Origin of the sequence: Bacteroides sp. AM10-21B, from assembly GCF_003472565.1 — a bacterium.
GTDB lineage: Bacteria > Bacteroidota > Bacteroidia > Bacteroidales > Bacteroidaceae > Bacteroides > Bacteroides propionicigenes.
In genome coordinates, this window is the sequence record NZ_QRME01000005.1 from 321,609 (window position 1) to 339,897 (window position 18,289).

Genomic DNA, 18,289 nt, shown 5'->3' on the forward strand with positions numbered 1-18,289 from the left:
CATTTTATATACCGAGTATTTGCTTTACCTCTGTTTCAGACGGAACGTGTCCCTTGATTTTAACCTCTCCATCCACCATAACGGCCGGAGTAGCCATAATGCCGGAATTGAGTATTTCTACAATATCCTCTACTTTTGTGAGTTTTACATCAAGATGGTTCTCACAGATTACTTTCTCTATTGTCTGATAGGTTGTCTTACATTTGGCACAACCCGCTCCCAAAACTTTAATTTCCATGTTTCTATCTTTTTTATAAATATATAATTATACAATAATACACGCCGATAATCGAGAACACGCCCCCGACAATCCTATTCAACCATTTTTGTATAGTCTGCATTTTACCATAAAAACCGCCGATATGCTGTATGCTGAATGCCAATATCCAAGCCACCGCCAAAACGGGCAGCGCAGTAGCTATGGCGAAAAGGACAGGTAACAGATAACCTGCAGTAACCGTTGCCGACATCGGAATCAACATCCCGAAATAAAAAACTCCGCTGGTGGGACAAAACGCCATTGCAAATAGCATTCCGAGCAGAAGCGCTCCCCATCCTCCTTTACGAGCCAGACCTTCGCCATCTCCCTTGAAACCGAAAGAAGGCAATTTCAATTTGCTGCCGAACAATATAAACAAGCCTATAAGAAGCAAGGCAGGACCAAGTATGCGCTCTCCATATTTACCTATGAACCTCTGAATACCGAAAAGATTGGAACCTTCTTTGAGTACCAGTATCAATACAATCCCCAGCAAAGTGTAAGCTATGACACGACCGAATGTATATAATAAACCATTGCGGAAAATCCGGCGGCGGTTTTCAATATCTTTGCCAATAAATCCGATAGCGGCTATATTCGTAGCCAACGGACAGGGTGAAACCGCTGTGAGCAGTCCCAAAAGAAAAGCCGTAAGTGCAGGGGTTGTACTGCTTTCCAATAATGCCTGTAACCACTCCATAAGACTTTATTCCAATAAGGTACGGACTTTCTCAATCACTCCGCTCTTGAAAGTATCAGGAGCCGTTTTGGCATTGGCAAAAGCATATTCCGTCAGATTCTCATACGTTTCTTTACCATCTCTCCACTTGCTGACAAAAAGCGACGACCATGCAACCTCGTATTTATTGGCAACAGTCTCGTTCTCAGGCTTGGATATGTCGATTGTTTTAAAAACGACTGTTCCGTTTTTCAGTTCATCGGCAAATTGTGTCTCTATCGCTTCTTTGGCATTCTTTTCTATCGCCATGCAAGTGGCACACCGCCGTTTACCATGAAAATACAGCACTTCCACACAGTTTTCCTGTTCCTGCAACTGTATTTGCTCTACATCCGCAGAGCGGTTCTTCCCCGCTCCATTATTGCCGCAAGCTGTCAATCCGCAGCAAATAACCAACACTAAAATCAGTCTGTTCATACGCATTTGTTTGTATTGATAATTATCCATGTTTGTATTTCGTAAAACTACGAACATTAAAGAGAAAAAAATTGCCGCTATTCGCAACAACTTTCCTTTTTACAGACACACTGCCCAAAAAGTTTAGACAAAAGCATAGAGGCTATTTTCCAATTCTCCCGATTGATACAATACTTTACTTTCGGTGTCTCTATCTCTCCTTGTATCAGTCCTGCATCTTTCAACTCCTTCAAATGTTGTGAAACCGTCGCTTTCGCAATAGGGAGTTCCTCGTGGATATCTCCGAAAAAACAACAGTCCTGTTTGGCCAAAAAGTCAAGAATAGCCACCCTTGCCGGATGCCCTATCGCTTTTGCAAAGCGAGCAATTTGCTCTTGTTCTAATGTGTATTTCTTGGTTTCCATCATCTTCTCAATTATATGTTCGCAAAACTACGAACAATATTTTGTACCACAAAACATTGCAGCAATTTTCTTTATGAAAAGCATATACTCCAACATAAAAAAACCGCGATGCCTTTATGTAAGACATCGCGGTCAATCTATATGATTAAGAAATCAAGGGAAAACGATATTACATCATTCCGCCCATACCGCCCATTCCGGGAGCACCCATCGGCATTTCGGGCTTATCTTCTTTCTTTTCTACAATTACACACTCAGTAGTCAGGAACATACCTGCAATAGAAGCGGCATTTTCAAGAGCTACACGAGTTACTTTTGCAGGGTCTACCACACCGGCAGCGTGCAGATTTTCGTAAACATCGGTACGTGCATTATAACCGAAGTCAGCCTTACCTTCACGAACTTTCTGTACCACAACTGCACCTTCTTTACCGGCATTGGCAACAATCTGGCGCAAAGGTTCTTCGATGGCACGCTTGATGATGTCGATACCTGTAGTTTCGTCAGCATTGTCTCCTTGCAGACCTTCCAAAGCATCCAGTGCACGAATGTAGGCTACACCGCCACCTGCAACGATACCTTCTTCGATAGCCGCACGAGTAGCGCGGAGCGCATCGTCTACACGGTCTTTCTTCTCTTTCATTTCTACCTCGGAAGCCGCACCCACGTACAGAACAGCTACACCACCCGACAACTTAGCCAGACGTTCCTGCAATTTTTCTTTGTCATAGTCGGACTTAGTAGAAGCAATCTGAGCTTTAATCTGTTCGCAACGTTCTTTGATATTTTCTTTTGCGCCGGCACCGTTTACGATAGTTGTATTGTCCTTAGAAACAGTTACCTTGTCGGCAGTACCCAACATTTCGATAGTAGCTTGTTCCAGCTTCAAGCCTTTTTCTTCGCTGATTACAACGCCACCGGTCAATACGGCAATGTCTTCCAGCATTTCCTTGCGGCGGTCACCGAAGCCCGGAGCTTTCACAGCACATATCTTCAACTGAGAACGCAGACGGTTAACAACCAATGTAGTCAGCGCTTCGCTATCCACGTCTTCTGCAATTACCAACAGAGGACGACCGGTCTGTACAGCCGGTTCGAGGATAGGCAAGAAATCTTTCAAGTTAGAAATCTTCTTATCGTAAATCAGGATGTACGGTTTTTCCATTTCGCATTCCATCTTTTCAGTATTGGTAACGAAATAAGCTGAAAGATAGCCACGATCGAACTGCATACCTTCCACTACGCCGATAGTAGTATCTGTACCCTTAGCCTCTTCGATAGTGATAACGCCATCTTTAGAAACCTTACGCATAGCGTCTGCAATCAATTTACCGATAACCGGGTCATTGTTGGCAGATACAGAAGCAACTTGTTCAATCTTATCGTAATTGTCACCAACTTTCTCAGACTGGCTCTTGATAGATTCTACCACTTTGGCAACAGCCTTGTCGATACCGCGCTTAATATCCATAGGGCTTGCACCGGCAGTTACATTTTTCAAGCCTTCGGCTACAATGGCCTGAGCCAATACGGTAGCAGTAGTTGTACCGTCACCTGCATCGTCACCTGTCTTAGAAGCAACTTCCTTAACCAGTTGTGCACCGGTATTTTGATAAGCATCAGCCAATTCCACTTCTTTGGCAACCGTTACACCGTCCTTTGTAATGTGGGGAGCGCCGAATTTCTTTTCGATGATAACATTACGTCCTTTCGGGCCGAGAGTTACTTTTACTGCATTTGCCAGTGTATCGATACCTTTCTTTAATTGGTCGCGGGCATCGATATTGAATAATATTTCTTTTGCCATAATTCTATTTACTATTTTAACGATTTACTATTTACAAATTAATTATCCCAATACAGCGAGTACGTCGCTCTGACGCATAATGAGGTATTTGGTTCCTTCAACTTCCAGTTCTGTACCGGCATATTTTCCATACAATACTGTGTCACCAACCTTCAACACCATTTCTTCGTCTTTTGTTCCGTTGCCAACTGCTATAACTTCACCCTTTAAAGGTTTTTCTTTTGCCGTATCAGGAATAATAATACCGCCAATTGTCTTTTCTTCTGCAGGTGCAGGGAGTATCAGCACTCTGTCTGCTAATGGTTTAATGTTCATAGTTTCTTTGTTTTTATATGTTATACATTTATTATAATAGTAATTTTTGCTTTATGTAAGCGAAAAAGAACTTACGAAAACTGTGCCAAAAGGCAAAGCTGTTCGTTTGGCAGATTCAAACTGACAAAATGGCAAGGAATAAACTGTAAAAAGTCCGACACCTACAACCTTTTAATCATCTCAAACTGTTTGCCCGCAGACTCTATATTTTTCGACCGAAGAAAAGTTGTCATCGAACTACATTCTACATCGGTATTAATAATCTTGACAAAGCTATGTTGGTTACTTTCGAGCATCTTCTGGAAAAGCAATGAACCGACTCCTCTGCGATGGTAACGTTTATCGACCGCTATCTGGGTGACATCACCGGATATAGGTTCAAAAACTCCATAGCCAATAAGTTTATCTTCAGAGAAAACGCCCAAACAGATAAAGCCTTCCAAGCTCCTTGCTATTGCTTCAAGGCTGTTCTGCCAAGAGGGTTTGAAATTCCAAAAATCAGATAGCGAACTATATTCAGCAATATCAACAGGTTTCAATGTATAAGGAAAATCAAGTGTTCAGATACTCTTGTCAATCTGCTCGTTTTCTTTCTTGAAATAATAAAACTCTCGTGTTATCTCAAACCTCAACTTCCGATAAACCGAGACCGCTCCTATATTATGCTGCAATACTTCCAACAGATATTCCTTTAGTTCTAATGTCTCCAAATGCGGAATCGAATATTTAAAAATCTCAGTGGCCCACCCTTTTCCCCGATAGTCTTTCAAGGTTCCTGTTCCGGTATCATAGGCAGTAGACGTTCCGTAGAAATCCCCTATTCCATTACAAGTAAACGAAATCGTTTTATTCCCGTCAAATGCTCCGAAAGAAGCTTCTGCATCGAAACCGAGCCTTTTCAGCATAGCAAAAAGTTCCACTTTGTTCAGTTGTACTTCGTAATCGGCAAAAGCCTGTTCGAAAATATCAAACGCGGTTTTATTTCCATATCAATATCACTTTATTTTTCAAAAAATACGATTTATTGCAATTTAATGCAAATACTTCTTTATAGTATCTGAAAGTGATTTCATAAACTTTTATCTCTGACTTAGTATAATTATTTATAGAAAGCGGTACAAGATTCTTTATAAATTCAAAAAGCCATACAAATTCTTGTAAAAGAATAGTATGGCTTTCTATCTAACACCTATTCCTGAAAAACTGTAACAATCCTTTGGAAATAAGTAGTTCTTATAAATCATTATTTTACCACCGCCGGATAATTATATATCGTTGGTGGAATGTGCCTATACTCTCTATCTGACACACGATAACCCGCTCTTGTTTTAATTTTATTTATAGCTTCAATCCAATCCATGTGTCCAGGAGTATCAAACTTAACAAATTCCTCATAATTATAGTCCCAAGAATCACCATAAGCAAGTTTCATTGCCCGTTTATAAATGGCTTCACGGCTCGGAGCATTATACTGATTCACCCATGTATATAGATTTTCCCCATTTACACTCATTCTCTCTCTCATAATACTATATTCGGTAGGCCGATAAACACCATATCTATAAAGAGCACCTTCAAAAACACCAAGACCTTCTTCTTTATAACGTGGATCATTGATAAAATGTGCCCAACTTACTTTTTGAGAGTCAGAGATATAATCTACATTTGCATTCCAACCATCTTTATGATCTTGCAGTAGTCCCTCAACATCTGTAAAAGTTTCTTCATATAATATATATTCATCACAGAGAAGGCCAAATCCATGTCCTCCTGCCTCATGATATATCAATTCCTTAAATTCCCGCAAGTCATTCTTATCATAAGCGCAACAAGACAAACTAAAGCCATTTGAAAACATGTTGCAATGTCCACCAGCAATACTACCTGCAAGATTCAAAACCATTATAGCCTGAACATTATCCAAATTTTCCCCACCAACTGCTTTGTGAACATATTCCATACATTTAACAGTATTCTCACTAAGACCATTGATATTTGTTGTTTCAAAAGCAGTCTCTCCACTCATCCAATCATGTTTGGATACTGCTTTGATTGCTACGATATCAAAATAGTCGCGCAAAGATTTATAAGGCTCTATTGAAAAATAATTTTCCATAGTTTCTTTCATTATAGCCTCATATCTACCACCTTCTCCCATATCTATATCCACAAACAAATCTCCCATTACAACTAATTTGATGCCATTGCCTTTTGTGTGAGTCTGCAATGTTAAAATCTCGCCATCTTTAGAGAAGTCCGTTGATACATAATAATTTTCCGGAAACAAAACATAACCCTCCTGCTGAGGATATATAAATGCAGCCGAATACCAAGTGTCCCATCTTTCACATTGCAATAATTTTGTAGGAATAGGGCCACTCAAACGATTTCGATTTAATTGTAAATGCCAAAGTAATGGCAAATCTGCAAATTCCTTAGGTATTCCCCCTTCTATATTATTAAAACCAGCGTCAAAGAACTCCAACTTTTTCAAATGCCCAATACTTTTAGGTATATTTCCTCCAATATTATTTTTCCAAACATTAAAACGGGTTAAATTGCTTAAGTTTCCTATACTTTCTGGTATTACACCACTTAAATTATTACTAGAAACATCCAAATTACTTAAGTTAAATAAGTCTCCCAACTCTTCGGGTAACCCACCTGATAGATTATTACTTGGTAAATTGACACTTATTACATTTCCAATAGCATCTACAACAATTCCATACCATTCAGAAAGAGGCTTATCACTACACCAATTTACATTCTTTGTCCAATTATCTCCATTAGTAGCCTTATAGAATACGATTAATGCCTCACGCTCCAAATCTCTATAACTTTGTTTTACTGTAATCACTTGCTTCTTATCGCTATTCTTATCCTTTACTGTTATAGTAGCTTCCCTATCTTTTTGTTCAGTATTCTTTGATATAGTAAAACTTAGATTATATTCAATTAAAGCGCGTGTCGGTTGCACTTGCCGAATCCATGAATCCGAGAGTTCCACATCAAACTCCAAATTAGTTTGTACCGTCAAGTCTAAATTTCCTCCTTTCTCACCAAACTGATATTCATTACGAGCTACCAAAATAGCACCCTTATACATCTGATAAATAGAAACCGTATCTGCAACATTTTCATCGTTCGGATTATAAAATACGATTTCAACCTCTCTTGGATCATAAGCATCATTAGGAGAAATTACATAATGGCGAGTATGGGTAGAAACAGCACGACTTTGAACTTCAGTAATCCAATCCACATCAGATAGCATCTTAACCTCATAATCCAATGTACTCTTTACTTCAATATCCACATTTCCACCTTTTTCAGGAATCGTAAAGTCGCTTTGCGTTAAAGTTATAAAATCATCGAACCTTTGATAAACTTTGATTATCTCTGAAAGTCCTCCACTCTTAATTACTATTTCTCCTTCACGCTTATCTCCTGTCTCATTTAAATCTATGGTAAAATTCAAATTACTTGTTGTTAAAGCACGGGTCTTTGTATTTTGTCTAATCCAATCTGATTTTATGTCAACTTCAAAACTAATATTAGCCTTTACCTCTACACTAATATTACCCCCTTTAACACCCACTTCATATTTGGAAGAAGTTATAGTTAAAGCATCTTTCTGTTTTTGGGTTACAACAATATTCTTTGAAACCGAACCACATTTCAATACAATTGTAGCATTACGTTCATCATAAGTATCATTCGCCACCGCTGTTATACTTATTTCAGTCTTTCCCTTCGTTCCAGAAACTGGACTAATAGAAATCCACTCTTCTGCACGAGTATTCATTAAACTAGCAGTCCAATCACTTGTAGCTGTAAAAGTTACAAAAGCAGTCCCTCCCTGCTGTGGTAGTACTGGTTGTAAACTCTCTGAGTCTTCTATCGTTATGGAAGAAGAGGTATCAATTGGAGCAACCTCGTCATCTCCACATGAAAATACCATTAAAAACATCATTGCAAGTAATGGTAACCAATAATAATGCTTGTGTCTCATAAGCAAATAGATTATACTTCTATAAAAGAAGCGATTTAGCATAATAACATTTGTTGTTTCAATTCAAGTAAATGAATTTCAAAAAGGTTTGGTTATCGCTAAAAAAAAGAATAGTAATACTAATAAAAAAAGGCATAATACAAATGACGACCTATATTTTTTAAAGATTCTAAAGTTCTTTGTGTGTTTTAATATCTTATTATAATGAAGAAGCATATCATCATCAGGATAAGAAGAAGCAAAAGCAGCAAGTATCTGCTCTATCTTCACAATTATCGCATCCGTATAAGAGTTTCGCATTTTATTCTCTACTTGAGAATTATCACTATATGGATTTGCCTTCAATAGAATTTCCAACTGATTCAAGATTTTTACTAAAGACAGTCTATCATCCGGAATAGCGATATCCATTAATTGCTGTACCTTATTAGCAATGCTATCAGAAAATTGTATATACCTTTCTTTTTCTTGCCTCTTTTGTTCCTCCGCAAGCTGTTTGTCTATCCTGCGTTGTTCGACTTCAATCTGAAACTGCCGCTGTCTTTCTTCTGCTTCAACTTGCGTTTGGCGTCTCTGCTCTTCTGCTTCAACTCGGATTTTTTTTAAAGCCAATTCTTCTTTTCGCTTTTCTTCTTTCTGATATCGATGTTCAGAATCGTCTGTAAAAAGGTCTATGAATCCCATAATAATCATACTTGACTTTCTCCCCAGCCTCAAAGAAGAGTTTATAAAAAGGAAAGGCGTAAGACTGTTAACTTATATCATCGATAGGTTCTGGACTGACCCATACTGAGTATAAGAAAACAACTCACGCCTTTGGTTTTATATATGTAGTCTAACATATAGAACAAACCAAAGGAGAGCATCTTTTCCTATTCTCTCAGTACATTGAATTGTCCAGATTCATCGATGAGGAATAAGCTAAACGCTTCCTAATATATATATGTCCTTTCATTCAGGACATTGCAAATATAGAAATAATTTAGATAAATATTCCATTCATGAGTTGTTTTTCATATAAGTCTATCTACTTATCTATCTCTTTATTTACAATGCACACCCTCATGAATCATATAAATTCAAATCGATTTCCTCATAAAATCTTTAATGCAGTTTCCTATTTCTTCCAATAATTCATCAGGAATAGCACCGCTCAATTGACGCGTATGAATGACTAATTTAGAATGTTCCCGATTGTAGTAGATACAAAATGAGAAATTACGTTTGCCAACCCTTGACGGTATTTCGTATTTTCTATCGAACACTACTCCAAAAATATCACGAATCTCGTTCTCGCTAATATAGTTCGAACAAGCCAAAACCACAACCGGAAATGCTTGAATGAATTCTGTATTTTTAAAAAAATTTTCCTTCCTTTCCTTTAACTGTTTATCAAAGTCAGGATCTTTTTGGGCGGTGCTTGTATTCTTGCATCGTATGGTACTCATCTCTGTGGTAAATATCCGCTCCGTAAAGTTAACCCCCATCCGTGCTGTATGTCGAAATGCAGGATAAATAACATCATGTAGTTTCTGATATTTACTCCATGTATGACCGGATGGATATCTATACTCGTTACTATCTTTGGAAGTCTTTCTTCCATTACTGTCGAGAATAGCAGCCCATTCTCGTGCAAAAGAAATTTCATCATTGTTCTTTTTATTTTCCTGATACACGTGAGAACCTTCTTTACCTACAAATAATATTTCTGCATGCTCGTAATCGCCTATACCTAAATAGGTATTATTCGCTATATTGGCCTGCACTAATTTCTTAAAAAGTTCTTTCATTCCTTCCATGGTATTTTATCTTTTCAAATATGTAAAACTTAAATTCTCCAATTCTCTTTTATCTATAACTAAAAAGGCGTAAGACTATTAACGTATCATCGATAGGTTCCGGACTGACCCGTGCTGAGTATAAAAAAAACAGCTCACGCCTTTGGTTGTATATATGTAGTCTAAACACATATAGAGTAAACCAAAGGAGAGCATCTTTCCTTATTCTCTCAGTACATTGAATTGTCCAGATTCATCGATGAGGAATAAGCTAAACACTTCATAATATGCATATCCTTTCATCCAGGACATTGCAAATATAAGAATATTTAAATAAATGCTCCATTCATGAGCTGCTATTCATATCTATCATTTATAAAAATCATTCATTACACTAATTGTTTCAGCTATTTGACGTCGAAACCAACTCGGAGATAACACCTCTATTTCCTTCCCATGCGACAATAATTCCTGACAAAAATCATAAGTAGGACTTATATAATACTGAAAAACAGAGTACTCCAATTCCAAAACCAATTCTTTTTGACTATGATGCAACGGCAACATCCGAATATAATTTCTTTTAACGCCCTGCACTTTAATTTCTACATATTCGGGCTTTGCAGCAACATAATGCATAATTCCAAAACTATTGTAGAAATAATCTTGCGGGGAAAAGTCCAAAGGATAATCAAAAGTATCCATTGAGAGAGTTACAGACTTCATCCGATCCAAAGAATATATATGTAATTCTTCAGAATCATTTTCCAAAGCCAATACATACCATCTTCGTCTAAATAGTTTCAAACAATAAGGTGATATAGTCAACATTCTCGACTGACAACTATTAAAGCTCTGATATTCAATCGTACATCTACAATTTTCTTTCATCATTTCAACAAAAGAGGTCAAAAATCGATTTCCCGATGGAATATCCTCAAGTACAACTCTATCCGACAGATTACGGGTCTCTTGTATAGCGTTACTTACAGAAAAAGTATTCAGCAACCAACTTTCCATTCCTCCCGTTTTCAAAGCATACTCATTATCAATATAATAATGATTCCCGCTCGTACGATTACATAAGATACGAATACCAAACAATTCTTCAATTGCCGCACGATGGTTATGAAATGTCCTTAAAACTAATGAAGTGCCATTATTCAACGAACTGCGTTTCCATTTATCAGCTATTTCTTCAAAAGTTATTCTTCCTGAAGAATAAATCGTCTCTACCAACCATATGTATCTTCTAAACAAATCGCGTGTCATAAACTTATCATTAGACGATGAAAATTATCTTGTTTTAAGTGCAAAATAAGGTACTAAATATGAAAGAACTCTGCATATAGACTATTAAATAAAAAACTCCCAAGAGCAATGTATCACCTACTGATACAAAAGGTGTGTGATCACTCACTATTGATTACACCAATTGATATTAAAACAATTGATTTTCAACAGAAAAAATCAATATAATCTGTCACACACCTTCATCTTTTACAGTAACCGAAATATATCTCATTATCCGCAATGGAAATACTTCTCAACCAATTTCAACATTGCTTCCTGATTATTCTGAACCTCACTGCGCAAGGTCTTATCCTCATAAGAACGCAACTTACTGATAATTCCGTCAATCATGGCGGGGCTGAAAACATTGTACTTCTCAAAAGCGGCACGCTGTTTCTCCAAACAGTCTGCAGAAGCTGCACAGCTATCGGGCAATTGGGCCAGTTGTTTCAGTTTATCCTCGTTTTCTTTCTTGTGAATATTTACATTCACATAAGTCTTGTCTGCAATTTCCAAAGCATTTGATATTTCAAATCCATGACGGCAAGCCACTGCCAAACCTGCAATCAGCTGGTACAAATCGGCTGAGCCGTCCGGAGAGCGCATCTCCACCGTTTGCTTTTGAGTTGTGTCGTAGTTGCTCGGCGCTTCCAATGGATTAGCGAGCATACACATATCGGTCTTGGCCGACCATCCCAACGGAACGCGTACCAGTACGGAACGGTTGCGGTCGCCCCAACAAATATTGGTAGGAGCTTCCTGATGGGGCACAAGACGGAAATAAGAGGTAGGATTCGTATTGCCGAATGCGGTAATGGAAGGGGCCAATTCCATCATCCCCGCAATAGCCTTGCGGGCTGTTTCGGAAAGTACGCCGTCTTTCAACATCTGATTTTTTCCATCCTTCATGATACGCATATGAATGTGTAACCCGGAACCGGCTTTTCCCGCCGTTATTTTCGGAGCAAAAGTAAGGTCGAATCCATAGTGATGAGCAAGGTTACGGATAATCCATTTAGCAATCATCAATTGATCGGCTGCCTGATCGGCACGTACCGGCAAGAATTCAATTTCATTCTGTTCATATATTTTGCCGTCAAGAGTGAAATTACCCACTTCGGAGTGCCCGTATTTAATTTGTCCGCCGGCTTGTGCAATATATGACATACATTCGGTACGGAACTCGTTGAACTTGGCATAAGGAGCAGACTCGTGGTAACCACGCTGGTCGGTAGCCGGAAACATCCCACTATCTTCCGAAATAACATAATATTCCAACTCGCCCATAGCCTGAAACTCCATGCCTGTTACTTCCGTAAATGCCCGGCAAGCCTTGCGCAAAGTATGTTCCGGCGAACTTTCCAACGGTTCACCGTCTTTATTGAAGAAAGAGCAAAGCATGGAAAGTGTAGGCAAATCGGCAAACGGGTCTTCAAAAGCCGTACAAAAACGGGGCACTACATATAAATCGCTGCTGCCCGCTTCAATAAAAGGAAACAAACTGGAACCGTCCACACGCTCTCCACACGTAAGAATGGCATCGAGATATGCTGCGTCATTAATAACAAAGTTCAGGGTTTTCAGTCGTCCGTCAGCTGCCGGATACATGAAATTCACCATAAGGATTTCATTTTCCTTTATATAAGATACGATGTCGGCCTTTGTAAATTCGGAAGCCGGCTTTTGAAGTTTAGCCACCAACGGATTGGCATGCATTGAGAAATCTTGATTCATGATTTTGGTTGTTTTTAATTTATGATATGGTTAACAAAATCCGTTTGCACTGAAATTTTGAGACATTAATCTACAAATATACAAAAAGGCAGCTAACCGCAATGGGATTAGCTGCCTTTATTTATTCTCAATATGGGTAAATACCACAAAAAGGTAATACGTCTCAGCAAAACTATAAGTTAATATCATAACCCATACGATATTAACATCATACATACCATGATGTTAACTTGCCACATCGCACTTGGTTAACATCATCAGTACAATCAAGTTAACTTCCTATAAGGCTTATCAATGAAGTATCACTCCAATAAGTTCTCAATGGAATAATTTTCCCAAAAAGTCTTGGTAGAGTGCACCAGCGAACTCCCCATATAAAGCAAAAACAACACCGCTATGACAATCATCAAAAAGCTGACGAGGGCATTGTGCTTTTCTTGTTTAAATTGAACGGAAACCATACAAACCTCCTATTTTATTGTCACTGCAAAGGTAAATGCCAAAGATTACATTTCTGCGACACCTCCTTTACAAATATACAAAAAAAGGAGCACAAATGTGCTCCTTTTTAATAGTATTTCAGTTTTTATTAATTCAGTTCGCTTACCAACTCTTCGGGAGTAACCAACTTCTGTTCGCCGGTTTCCATATTCTTCAAGGTTACCTTACCTTCATTCATCTCATTCTCTCCAACCAAAGCAACAAACGGAATCATCTTGGAATTGGCATAACTCATCTGTTTCTTCATCTTACTGGAATCGGGGAAGATTTCAGCACGAATACCTGCTGCACGTACTTGAGCAAGTACATTCATAGAGAAAGCAGCTTCTTTCTCACCGAAATTGATAAACAGAAGTTGTGTACCGTTCACCGCTTCTTTCGGATAAAGTTCAAGTTGGTTCAATACATCGAATATACGGTCTGCACCGAACGAAATACCTACTCCCGAAACACCTGCCATACCAAATACACCGGTCAGATTGTCATAACGGCCACCACCGGTGATACTGCCTATTTGTACATCCAGTGCCTTTACCTCAAAGATAGCGCCGGTATAGTAATTCAAGCCGCGGGCCAAAGTCAGGTCAAGTTCAATCTCATTCTTCAGACCGAGAGTTGAAAGAGTCTTCAAGATAAATTCACTTTCTTCCACACCTTTCAATCCCGTTTCACTGGCAGACAATACTTGTTTCAGAGTAGCAAGTTTCTCTTCATTGCTGCCGCTCAACAAGATAATAGGCTGCAATTTGGCAATAGCCTCATCGCTGATACCTTTCTCCTTCAATTCGGCATTGACATTGTCCAACCCTATCTTGTCCAACTTATCAATAGCTACTGTAATATCCACTATCTTGTCGGCCTCACCGATAATCTCGGCAATACCGCTCAAAATCTTTCGGTTGTTGATTTTAATACAGACACGAATGCCGAAACGTGTAAATACAGTATCGACAATCTGCATCAACTCTACCTCATTCAGCAAAGAATCACTGCCCACAACATCGGCATCACATTGGTAGAACTCGCGATAGCGTCCCTTCTGCGGACGGTCGGCACGCCAAACAGGCTGAATCTGATAGCGCTTGAACGGGAAAGTTATTTCATCCCTGTGCATTACGACATAACGGGCGAAAGGCACGGTAAGGTCATAGCGCAAACCTTTCTCACAAAACTTGCTTGCAAGCTTCGCGGCATTGCGGCTCAACAGTTCTTCGTCCGTCAGACAAGAAAAATAATCACCGGAATTCTGTATCTTGAACAACAGTTTATCGCCCTCTTCACCATACTTTCCCATCAAAGTGGAAAGCATTTCCATAGAAGGAGTTTCTATCTGCTGGAAACCATAAAGATGATAAACATCACGAATCGTATTGAATATATAGTTACGCTTCGCCATTTCTACAGGCGAAAAGTCACGGGTCCCTTTTGGAATACTTGGTTTTGCTGCCATAATCGTATCAATCATTTATAAAATAAGACGGCAAAGTTACGGTATTTTATTGATTAAGAAAAAAAATAAATGTTCTTATTCTCTACGTCCCAAGAATATCATAATGTAGTAAATGAGTGTTGCCAATGAACCAAGTGCAGCTACTACATAAGTATAAGCCGCCGAACGAAGCGCATCTTCCGCCTGAGCATGATTGTAAGAGTTCGTAATACCGGAACTGCTTAACCATACCAATGCACGTTTACTCGCGTTGATTTCTACCGGCAGAGTGATAAAGCTGAATAAGGTAGTCATAGCAAAAAGAATGATACCTGCCAACAGCAATTGCGGGAAAGTATTCAACATCAGGATACCTGCCAGCAATATCCATGTCATAATATTGGAAGCAAACGATACGACAGGCACCAACTTACTACGCATCGTCAGCGGAGCATAGGCACGCGCATGCTGCACAGCGTGTCCGCACTCATGGGCTGCAACGGCTGCCGCCATAATACTGTTGCTGCTATACACACCCTCACTCAGGTTCACTGTCTTATTGGCGGGATTGTAATGGTCTGTCAAATGTCCCGGAGTATGCGTAACGGTGACATCATAAATTCCGTTATCGTGCAGCATCTTCAATGCTACATCAGCTCCTGTCATTCCGTTGCCGGTGGGTATTTTAGAATATTTCTTGAATTTACTTTGCAGATTCATCTGTACCAGCCAGCTGATTACAGCTATACCGATAAATATAATCCATTGCATTCCTATCATTCCTGTTGTCATAATCTTCTTTCTTTTAAAAATAAGTGAATAATGTGTCGTTTTCTATTTCTATAACAAATAGTCTGCCAAAAATAAAGGGAAACTGCGAGCAATCTCACAGTTTCCCTTATATTTTAGGAAGAATTAGCTAAAATCTATTATTCTTCTGTATAACGTTCAATGGTTTGTTCGCGGTCAGGACCTACAGATACAATCTTCACAGGCACACCGAGTTGTTCTTCCAAGAAAGCCAGATATGCATTGAATTCTTCGGGGAATTCATCCTCACTCTGCATCTTTGTCATATCGGTCTGCCAACCGGGCAATTCCACATATACCGGTTCAACACCTTCTATATCGAACGGGAAGTAATCAATTTCTTCACCATTTACTTTATATGCCACACAAGCTTTAATCGTTTCAAAAGAATCGAGCACGTCACTCTTCATCATAATCAGTTTGGTAACACCGTCCACCATGATGGCATATTTCAAAGCTACCAAGTCAATCCAGCCGCAACGACGCTTACGCCCGGTTACCGAACCGAACTCGTGTCCCAATGTACAAATCTGGTCACCTGTCTTGTCGAACAGTTCTGTCGGGAACGGACCTGCACCTACACGCGTGCAATACGCTTTGAAGATACCGTACACTTCACCAATCTTATTAGGAGCGATACCCAAACCCGTGCAAGCGCCCGCGCAAATGGTATTGGAAGAAGTGACGAACGGATAGGAACCGAAGTCAACATCCAACATCGTACCTTGCGCACCCTCGCACAGAACAGATTTACCATCTGACAATAGTCCGTTTATTTCGTGTTCGCTATCTACAAACTTGAATTGCTTCAAGTATTCAATACCCTCAAGCCACGCTTTTTCCAACTCTGCCAAATCATATTGATAATCCAAACTTTTCAGAATTTGTTCGTGGCGGGCTTTAGCGGCAGCATATTTCTTATCAAAATCATGCAGGATATCACCTACACGTACACCGTTACGGCTCACCTTATCCGTATAAGTCGGACCAATACCCTTACCGGTGGTTCCCACTTTGGCATCTCCCTTTGCTGCCTCGTAGGCGGCGTCCAAAATGCGGTGCGTAGGCAGGATGAGATGTGCTTTCTTGGAAATATGCAAGCGTTCCTTCAAATTGTGACCGGATGCCTCCAATGCTTCAGCCTCGGCTTTGAACAGTGCCGGGTCAAGTACTACACCGTTACCGACGATATTTACTTTGTCACCTTGAAAAATTCCCGAAGGAATGGAACGGAGCACATACTTCTGACCTTCAAACTCCAATGTATGACCAGCGTTCGGGCCACCTTGAAAACGTGCCACTACATCGTATCTCGGAGTTAATACATCAACGACTTTGCCTTTGCCTTCGTCGCCCCATTGTAATCCTAATAGAATGTCTACTTTCATTTCTCTTTCTTATGGTTATTATTTTTCTTCTTCCTTTTGTTTGCGCGGTCGCACTTACTGCACAGCCCGTACATATACAGCGAATAATGTGTCAGGTTGAAACGACTCAGTTTTGTATTCTCAATAGCTTGCTGCAATTCTTCATTTTGAAATTCGACAACCTTACCGCACTGCGTACAGATTTGGTGGTGATGTGTATCACGGTTATAGCTTTTTTCGTATTGAGAAGAATTCCCGAACTGATGTTTGATAACCAAACGGGCGTTGATAAGTAATATAATTGTATTGTAAAGTGTCGCACGGCTGACCCTGAAGTTCTCCTGATCCGCCATTAGCGAATAAAGCGTGTCAATATCGAAATGGCCGTCTATGGAATAAATAGTGTCGAGTATGGCATAGCGTTCGGGAGTCTTGCGATGCCCGTTCGTATTGAGATATTCCGTGAATATCTGCCTAACCGTATCTTTCACGTTCTGACTTTCCATTTAAAGGCGCAGTTTTTTAACAGCCAACAAAGTTAAGCCTTTTTTGCGGAAAGCAAACAAAAAAAGAAAAATTAATAATGAGAATGATAAAGTAGGGAAAGAAAGGATTAGGTGAATACATTATCACCCTATCACATTTCCACTTCTTCCCTTATCAGGGTATAAAGAAGATGTTCCGCTTCCGAAGAAGAATCTTTCATATCCTCTACTCTCCGGCAAACCTGAAACGCATTTTCTTCACTATGTTGCATAAAACGACGGATAGCAGTCAGGGCAGCATTCCGCACATGATAAGAACCGGACAAGAAAGCTGAAATAGCTTGGTCAAGGAACTCATTCTCCACGCGCTCGTTCATATCGCCTTTTTTCATCAGCAGGCGGGCAATGGTAAGGAAGCCGCAAACCTGCGTATATTCATCCTCAGCCGCAATCCAATGGAAAGACTTGGCAGGGGCATACGGAAGATACTGAAAAAGGTTCATACAAGTAAGTTCCGCAATCTCGATATTCCGGATATTCTCCACCCATATATCCGCAATTTCAGGCAAGAAACTGTCGACCGGCTGGAGTAATCCCGCCAGTATCTTACATTCGCGAATATCTTCTTTCCAAAGAGTCTGTGCCAAGGCATGGTCTTTCTCGTAAGCGTCGGCAATGCTCTTGATACGGGGTAGTTCCACACCGAAATTGAGTTTGTAGACTAAACCTTTCTCACGCATACTTTGAGACACAGCTCCATTCATGGAGAGGCGAAGCTGTGTTTTTATTTCTTTGAGTTGTTCTGTTAGTTCCATAAATGAGGGGATTAGAGAAATGAAGAATGATGAATGAAGAATTAAGAATTAAGCTGCACATATACGAATATGCCGCAAGGTAATTCTTCATTCTTCATTCATCATTCTTCATTTCTCATTC

17 protein-coding genes and 1 pseudogene are annotated in these 18,289 nt (G+C 39.6%); all 18 read right to left on the reverse strand.

What is annotated here, in order from left to right; all coding sequences use genetic code 11:
• Positions 1-4 precede the first annotated feature (4 nt).
• The 18 genes and pseudogenes from DW121_RS08710 to DW121_RS08790 all read right to left on the reverse strand — a co-directional run bounded on the left by DW121_RS08710 (position 5) and on the right by DW121_RS08790 (position 18,168).
• A complete protein-coding gene (locus tag DW121_RS08710) occupies positions 5-238 on the reverse strand; it encodes a thioredoxin family protein (protein WP_117711273.1) in 234 nt (77 codons plus the stop codon).
• A gap of 13 nt (positions 239-251) precedes the next feature.
• The gene (locus DW121_RS08715; RefSeq protein ID WP_117711272.1) at positions 252-959 is read right to left on the reverse strand and encodes an aromatic aminobenezylarsenical efflux permease ArsG family transporter; all 708 of its coding nucleotides are present in this window, start codon (positions 957-959) and stop codon (positions 252-254) included.
• A gap of 6 nt (positions 960-965) precedes the next feature.
• Positions 966-1,415: a nitrophenyl compound nitroreductase subunit ArsF family protein gene (locus DW121_RS08720; protein ID WP_118323569.1), complete on the reverse strand. Its 450-nt coding sequence runs from the start codon at positions 1,413-1,415 to the stop codon at positions 966-968.
• A 77-nt stretch (positions 1,416-1,492) separates the two neighbouring features.
• Complete coding sequence (locus DW121_RS08725) at positions 1,493-1,819, reverse strand: ArsR/SmtB family transcription factor (RefSeq protein ID WP_117711455.1); 327 nt, start codon at positions 1,817-1,819, stop codon at positions 1,493-1,495.
• A gap of 169 nt (positions 1,820-1,988) precedes the next feature.
• Positions 1,989-3,626, reverse strand: coding sequence for a chaperonin GroEL (gene groL, locus DW121_RS08730; protein WP_004290133.1), 1,638 nt, complete (start codon positions 3,624-3,626; stop codon positions 1,989-1,991).
• Positions 3,627-3,668: 42 nt separating this feature from the next.
• Positions 3,669-3,941, reverse strand: coding sequence for a co-chaperone GroES (locus DW121_RS08735; protein WP_004290132.1), 273 nt, complete (start codon positions 3,939-3,941; stop codon positions 3,669-3,671).
• Between the two features lie 161 nt (positions 3,942-4,102).
• Positions 4,103-4,906: pseudogene (locus tag DW121_RS08740) on the reverse strand (GNAT family N-acetyltransferase).
• A gap of 278 nt (positions 4,907-5,184) precedes the next feature.
• Positions 5,185-7,956 (reverse strand): BACON domain-containing protein, encoded by a 2,772-nt coding sequence (locus tag DW121_RS08745; RefSeq protein WP_158573920.1) that lies wholly within the window; start codon positions 7,954-7,956, stop codon positions 5,185-5,187.
• Positions 7,957-8,034: 78 nt separating this feature from the next.
• Positions 8,035-8,640, reverse strand: coding sequence for a hypothetical protein (locus DW121_RS08750; protein WP_147399670.1), 606 nt, complete (start codon positions 8,638-8,640; stop codon positions 8,035-8,037).
• 395 nt (positions 8,641-9,035) lie between these two features.
• Positions 9,036-9,755, reverse strand: coding sequence for a hypothetical protein (locus DW121_RS08755; RefSeq protein WP_118323541.1), 720 nt, complete (start codon positions 9,753-9,755; stop codon positions 9,036-9,038).
• A gap of 348 nt (positions 9,756-10,103) precedes the next feature.
• Complete coding sequence (locus DW121_RS08760; protein WP_158573921.1) at positions 10,104-10,973, reverse strand: helix-turn-helix transcriptional regulator; 870 nt, start codon at positions 10,971-10,973, stop codon at positions 10,104-10,106.
• Between the two features lie 285 nt (positions 10,974-11,258).
• Complete coding sequence (locus DW121_RS08765) at positions 11,259-12,761, reverse strand: glutamine synthetase family protein (RefSeq protein ID WP_118323543.1); 1,503 nt, start codon at positions 12,759-12,761, stop codon at positions 11,259-11,261.
• 302 nt (positions 12,762-13,063) lie between these two features.
• Complete coding sequence (locus DW121_RS15700) at positions 13,064-13,222, reverse strand: hypothetical protein (protein WP_018669324.1); 159 nt, start codon at positions 13,220-13,222, stop codon at positions 13,064-13,066.
• A gap of 128 nt (positions 13,223-13,350) precedes the next feature.
• Positions 13,351-14,712 carry a histidine--tRNA ligase gene (gene hisS, locus DW121_RS08770; RefSeq protein WP_117711454.1) on the reverse strand — a complete coding sequence of 454 codons (1,362 nt, stop codon included), beginning with the start codon at positions 14,710-14,712 and terminating at the stop codon, positions 13,351-13,353.
• A gap of 75 nt (positions 14,713-14,787) precedes the next feature.
• A complete protein-coding gene (locus DW121_RS08775; RefSeq protein ID WP_117711270.1) occupies positions 14,788-15,483 on the reverse strand; it encodes a zinc metallopeptidase in 696 nt (231 codons plus the stop codon).
• Between the two features lie 137 nt (positions 15,484-15,620).
• The gene (locus DW121_RS08780; protein WP_118323544.1) at positions 15,621-16,889 is read right to left on the reverse strand and encodes an adenylosuccinate synthase; all 1,269 of its coding nucleotides are present in this window, start codon (positions 16,887-16,889) and stop codon (positions 15,621-15,623) included.
• Entirely contained in the window at positions 16,886-17,374 is a 489-nt protein-coding gene (locus tag DW121_RS08785) for a Fur family transcriptional regulator (RefSeq protein ID WP_117711268.1), read from the reverse strand. Before DW121_RS08785 ends, DW121_RS08780 begins: the two co-directional genes overlap by 4 nt.
• Positions 17,375-17,505: 131 nt before the next feature.
• The gene (locus DW121_RS08790; RefSeq protein WP_118323545.1) at positions 17,506-18,168 is read right to left on the reverse strand and encodes a DNA alkylation repair protein; all 663 of its coding nucleotides are present in this window, start codon (positions 18,166-18,168) and stop codon (positions 17,506-17,508) included.
• Positions 18,169-18,289: the final 121 nt, after the last annotated feature.

Excerpts from the sequence above, each read along its gene's own strand:
- DW121_RS08710 (WP_117711273.1), bottom strand. The coding sequence starts at position 238 with ATGGAAATTAAAGTTTTGGGAGCGGGTTGTGCCAAATGTAAGACAACC.
- DW121_RS08715 (WP_117711272.1), bottom strand. The coding sequence starts at position 959 with ATGGAGTGGTTACAGGCATTATTGGAAAGCAGTACAACCCCTGCACTT.
- DW121_RS08720 (WP_118323569.1), bottom strand. The coding sequence starts at position 1,415 with ATGAACAGACTGATTTTAGTGTTGGTTATTTGCTGCGGATTGACAGCT.
- DW121_RS08725 (WP_117711455.1), bottom strand. The coding sequence starts at position 1,819 with ATGGAAACCAAGAAATACACATTAGAACAAGAGCAAATTGCTCGCTTT.
- groL (WP_004290133.1), bottom strand. The coding sequence starts at position 3,626 with ATGGCAAAAGAAATATTATTCAATATCGATGCCCGCGACCAATTAAAG.
- DW121_RS08735 (WP_004290132.1), bottom strand. The coding sequence starts at position 3,941 with ATGAACATTAAACCATTAGCAGACAGAGTGCTGATACTCCCTGCACCT.
- DW121_RS08745 (WP_158573920.1), bottom strand. The coding sequence starts at position 7,956 with ATGAGACACAAGCATTATTATTGGTTACCATTACTTGCAATGATGTTT.
- DW121_RS08750 (WP_147399670.1), bottom strand. The coding sequence starts at position 8,640 with ATGGGATTCATAGACCTTTTTACAGACGATTCTGAACATCGATATCAG.
- DW121_RS08755 (WP_118323541.1), bottom strand. The coding sequence starts at position 9,755 with ATGGAAGGAATGAAAGAACTTTTTAAGAAATTAGTGCAGGCCAATATA.
- DW121_RS08765 (WP_118323543.1), bottom strand. The coding sequence starts at position 12,761 with ATGAATCAAGATTTCTCAATGCATGCCAATCCGTTGGTGGCTAAACTT.
- DW121_RS15700 (WP_018669324.1), bottom strand. The coding sequence starts at position 13,222 with ATGGTTTCCGTTCAATTTAAACAAGAAAAGCACAATGCCCTCGTCAGC.
- hisS (WP_117711454.1), bottom strand. The coding sequence starts at position 14,712 with ATGGCAGCAAAACCAAGTATTCCAAAAGGGACCCGTGACTTTTCGCCT.
- DW121_RS08775 (WP_117711270.1), bottom strand. The coding sequence starts at position 15,483 with ATGACAACAGGAATGATAGGAATGCAATGGATTATATTTATCGGTATA.
- DW121_RS08780 (WP_118323544.1), bottom strand. The coding sequence starts at position 16,889 with ATGAAAGTAGACATTCTATTAGGATTACAATGGGGCGACGAAGGCAAA.
- DW121_RS08785 (WP_117711268.1), bottom strand. The coding sequence starts at position 17,374 with ATGGAAAGTCAGAACGTGAAAGATACGGTTAGGCAGATATTCACGGAA.
- DW121_RS08790 (WP_118323545.1), bottom strand. The coding sequence starts at position 18,168 with ATGGAACTAACAGAACAACTCAAAGAAATAAAAACACAGCTTCGCCTC.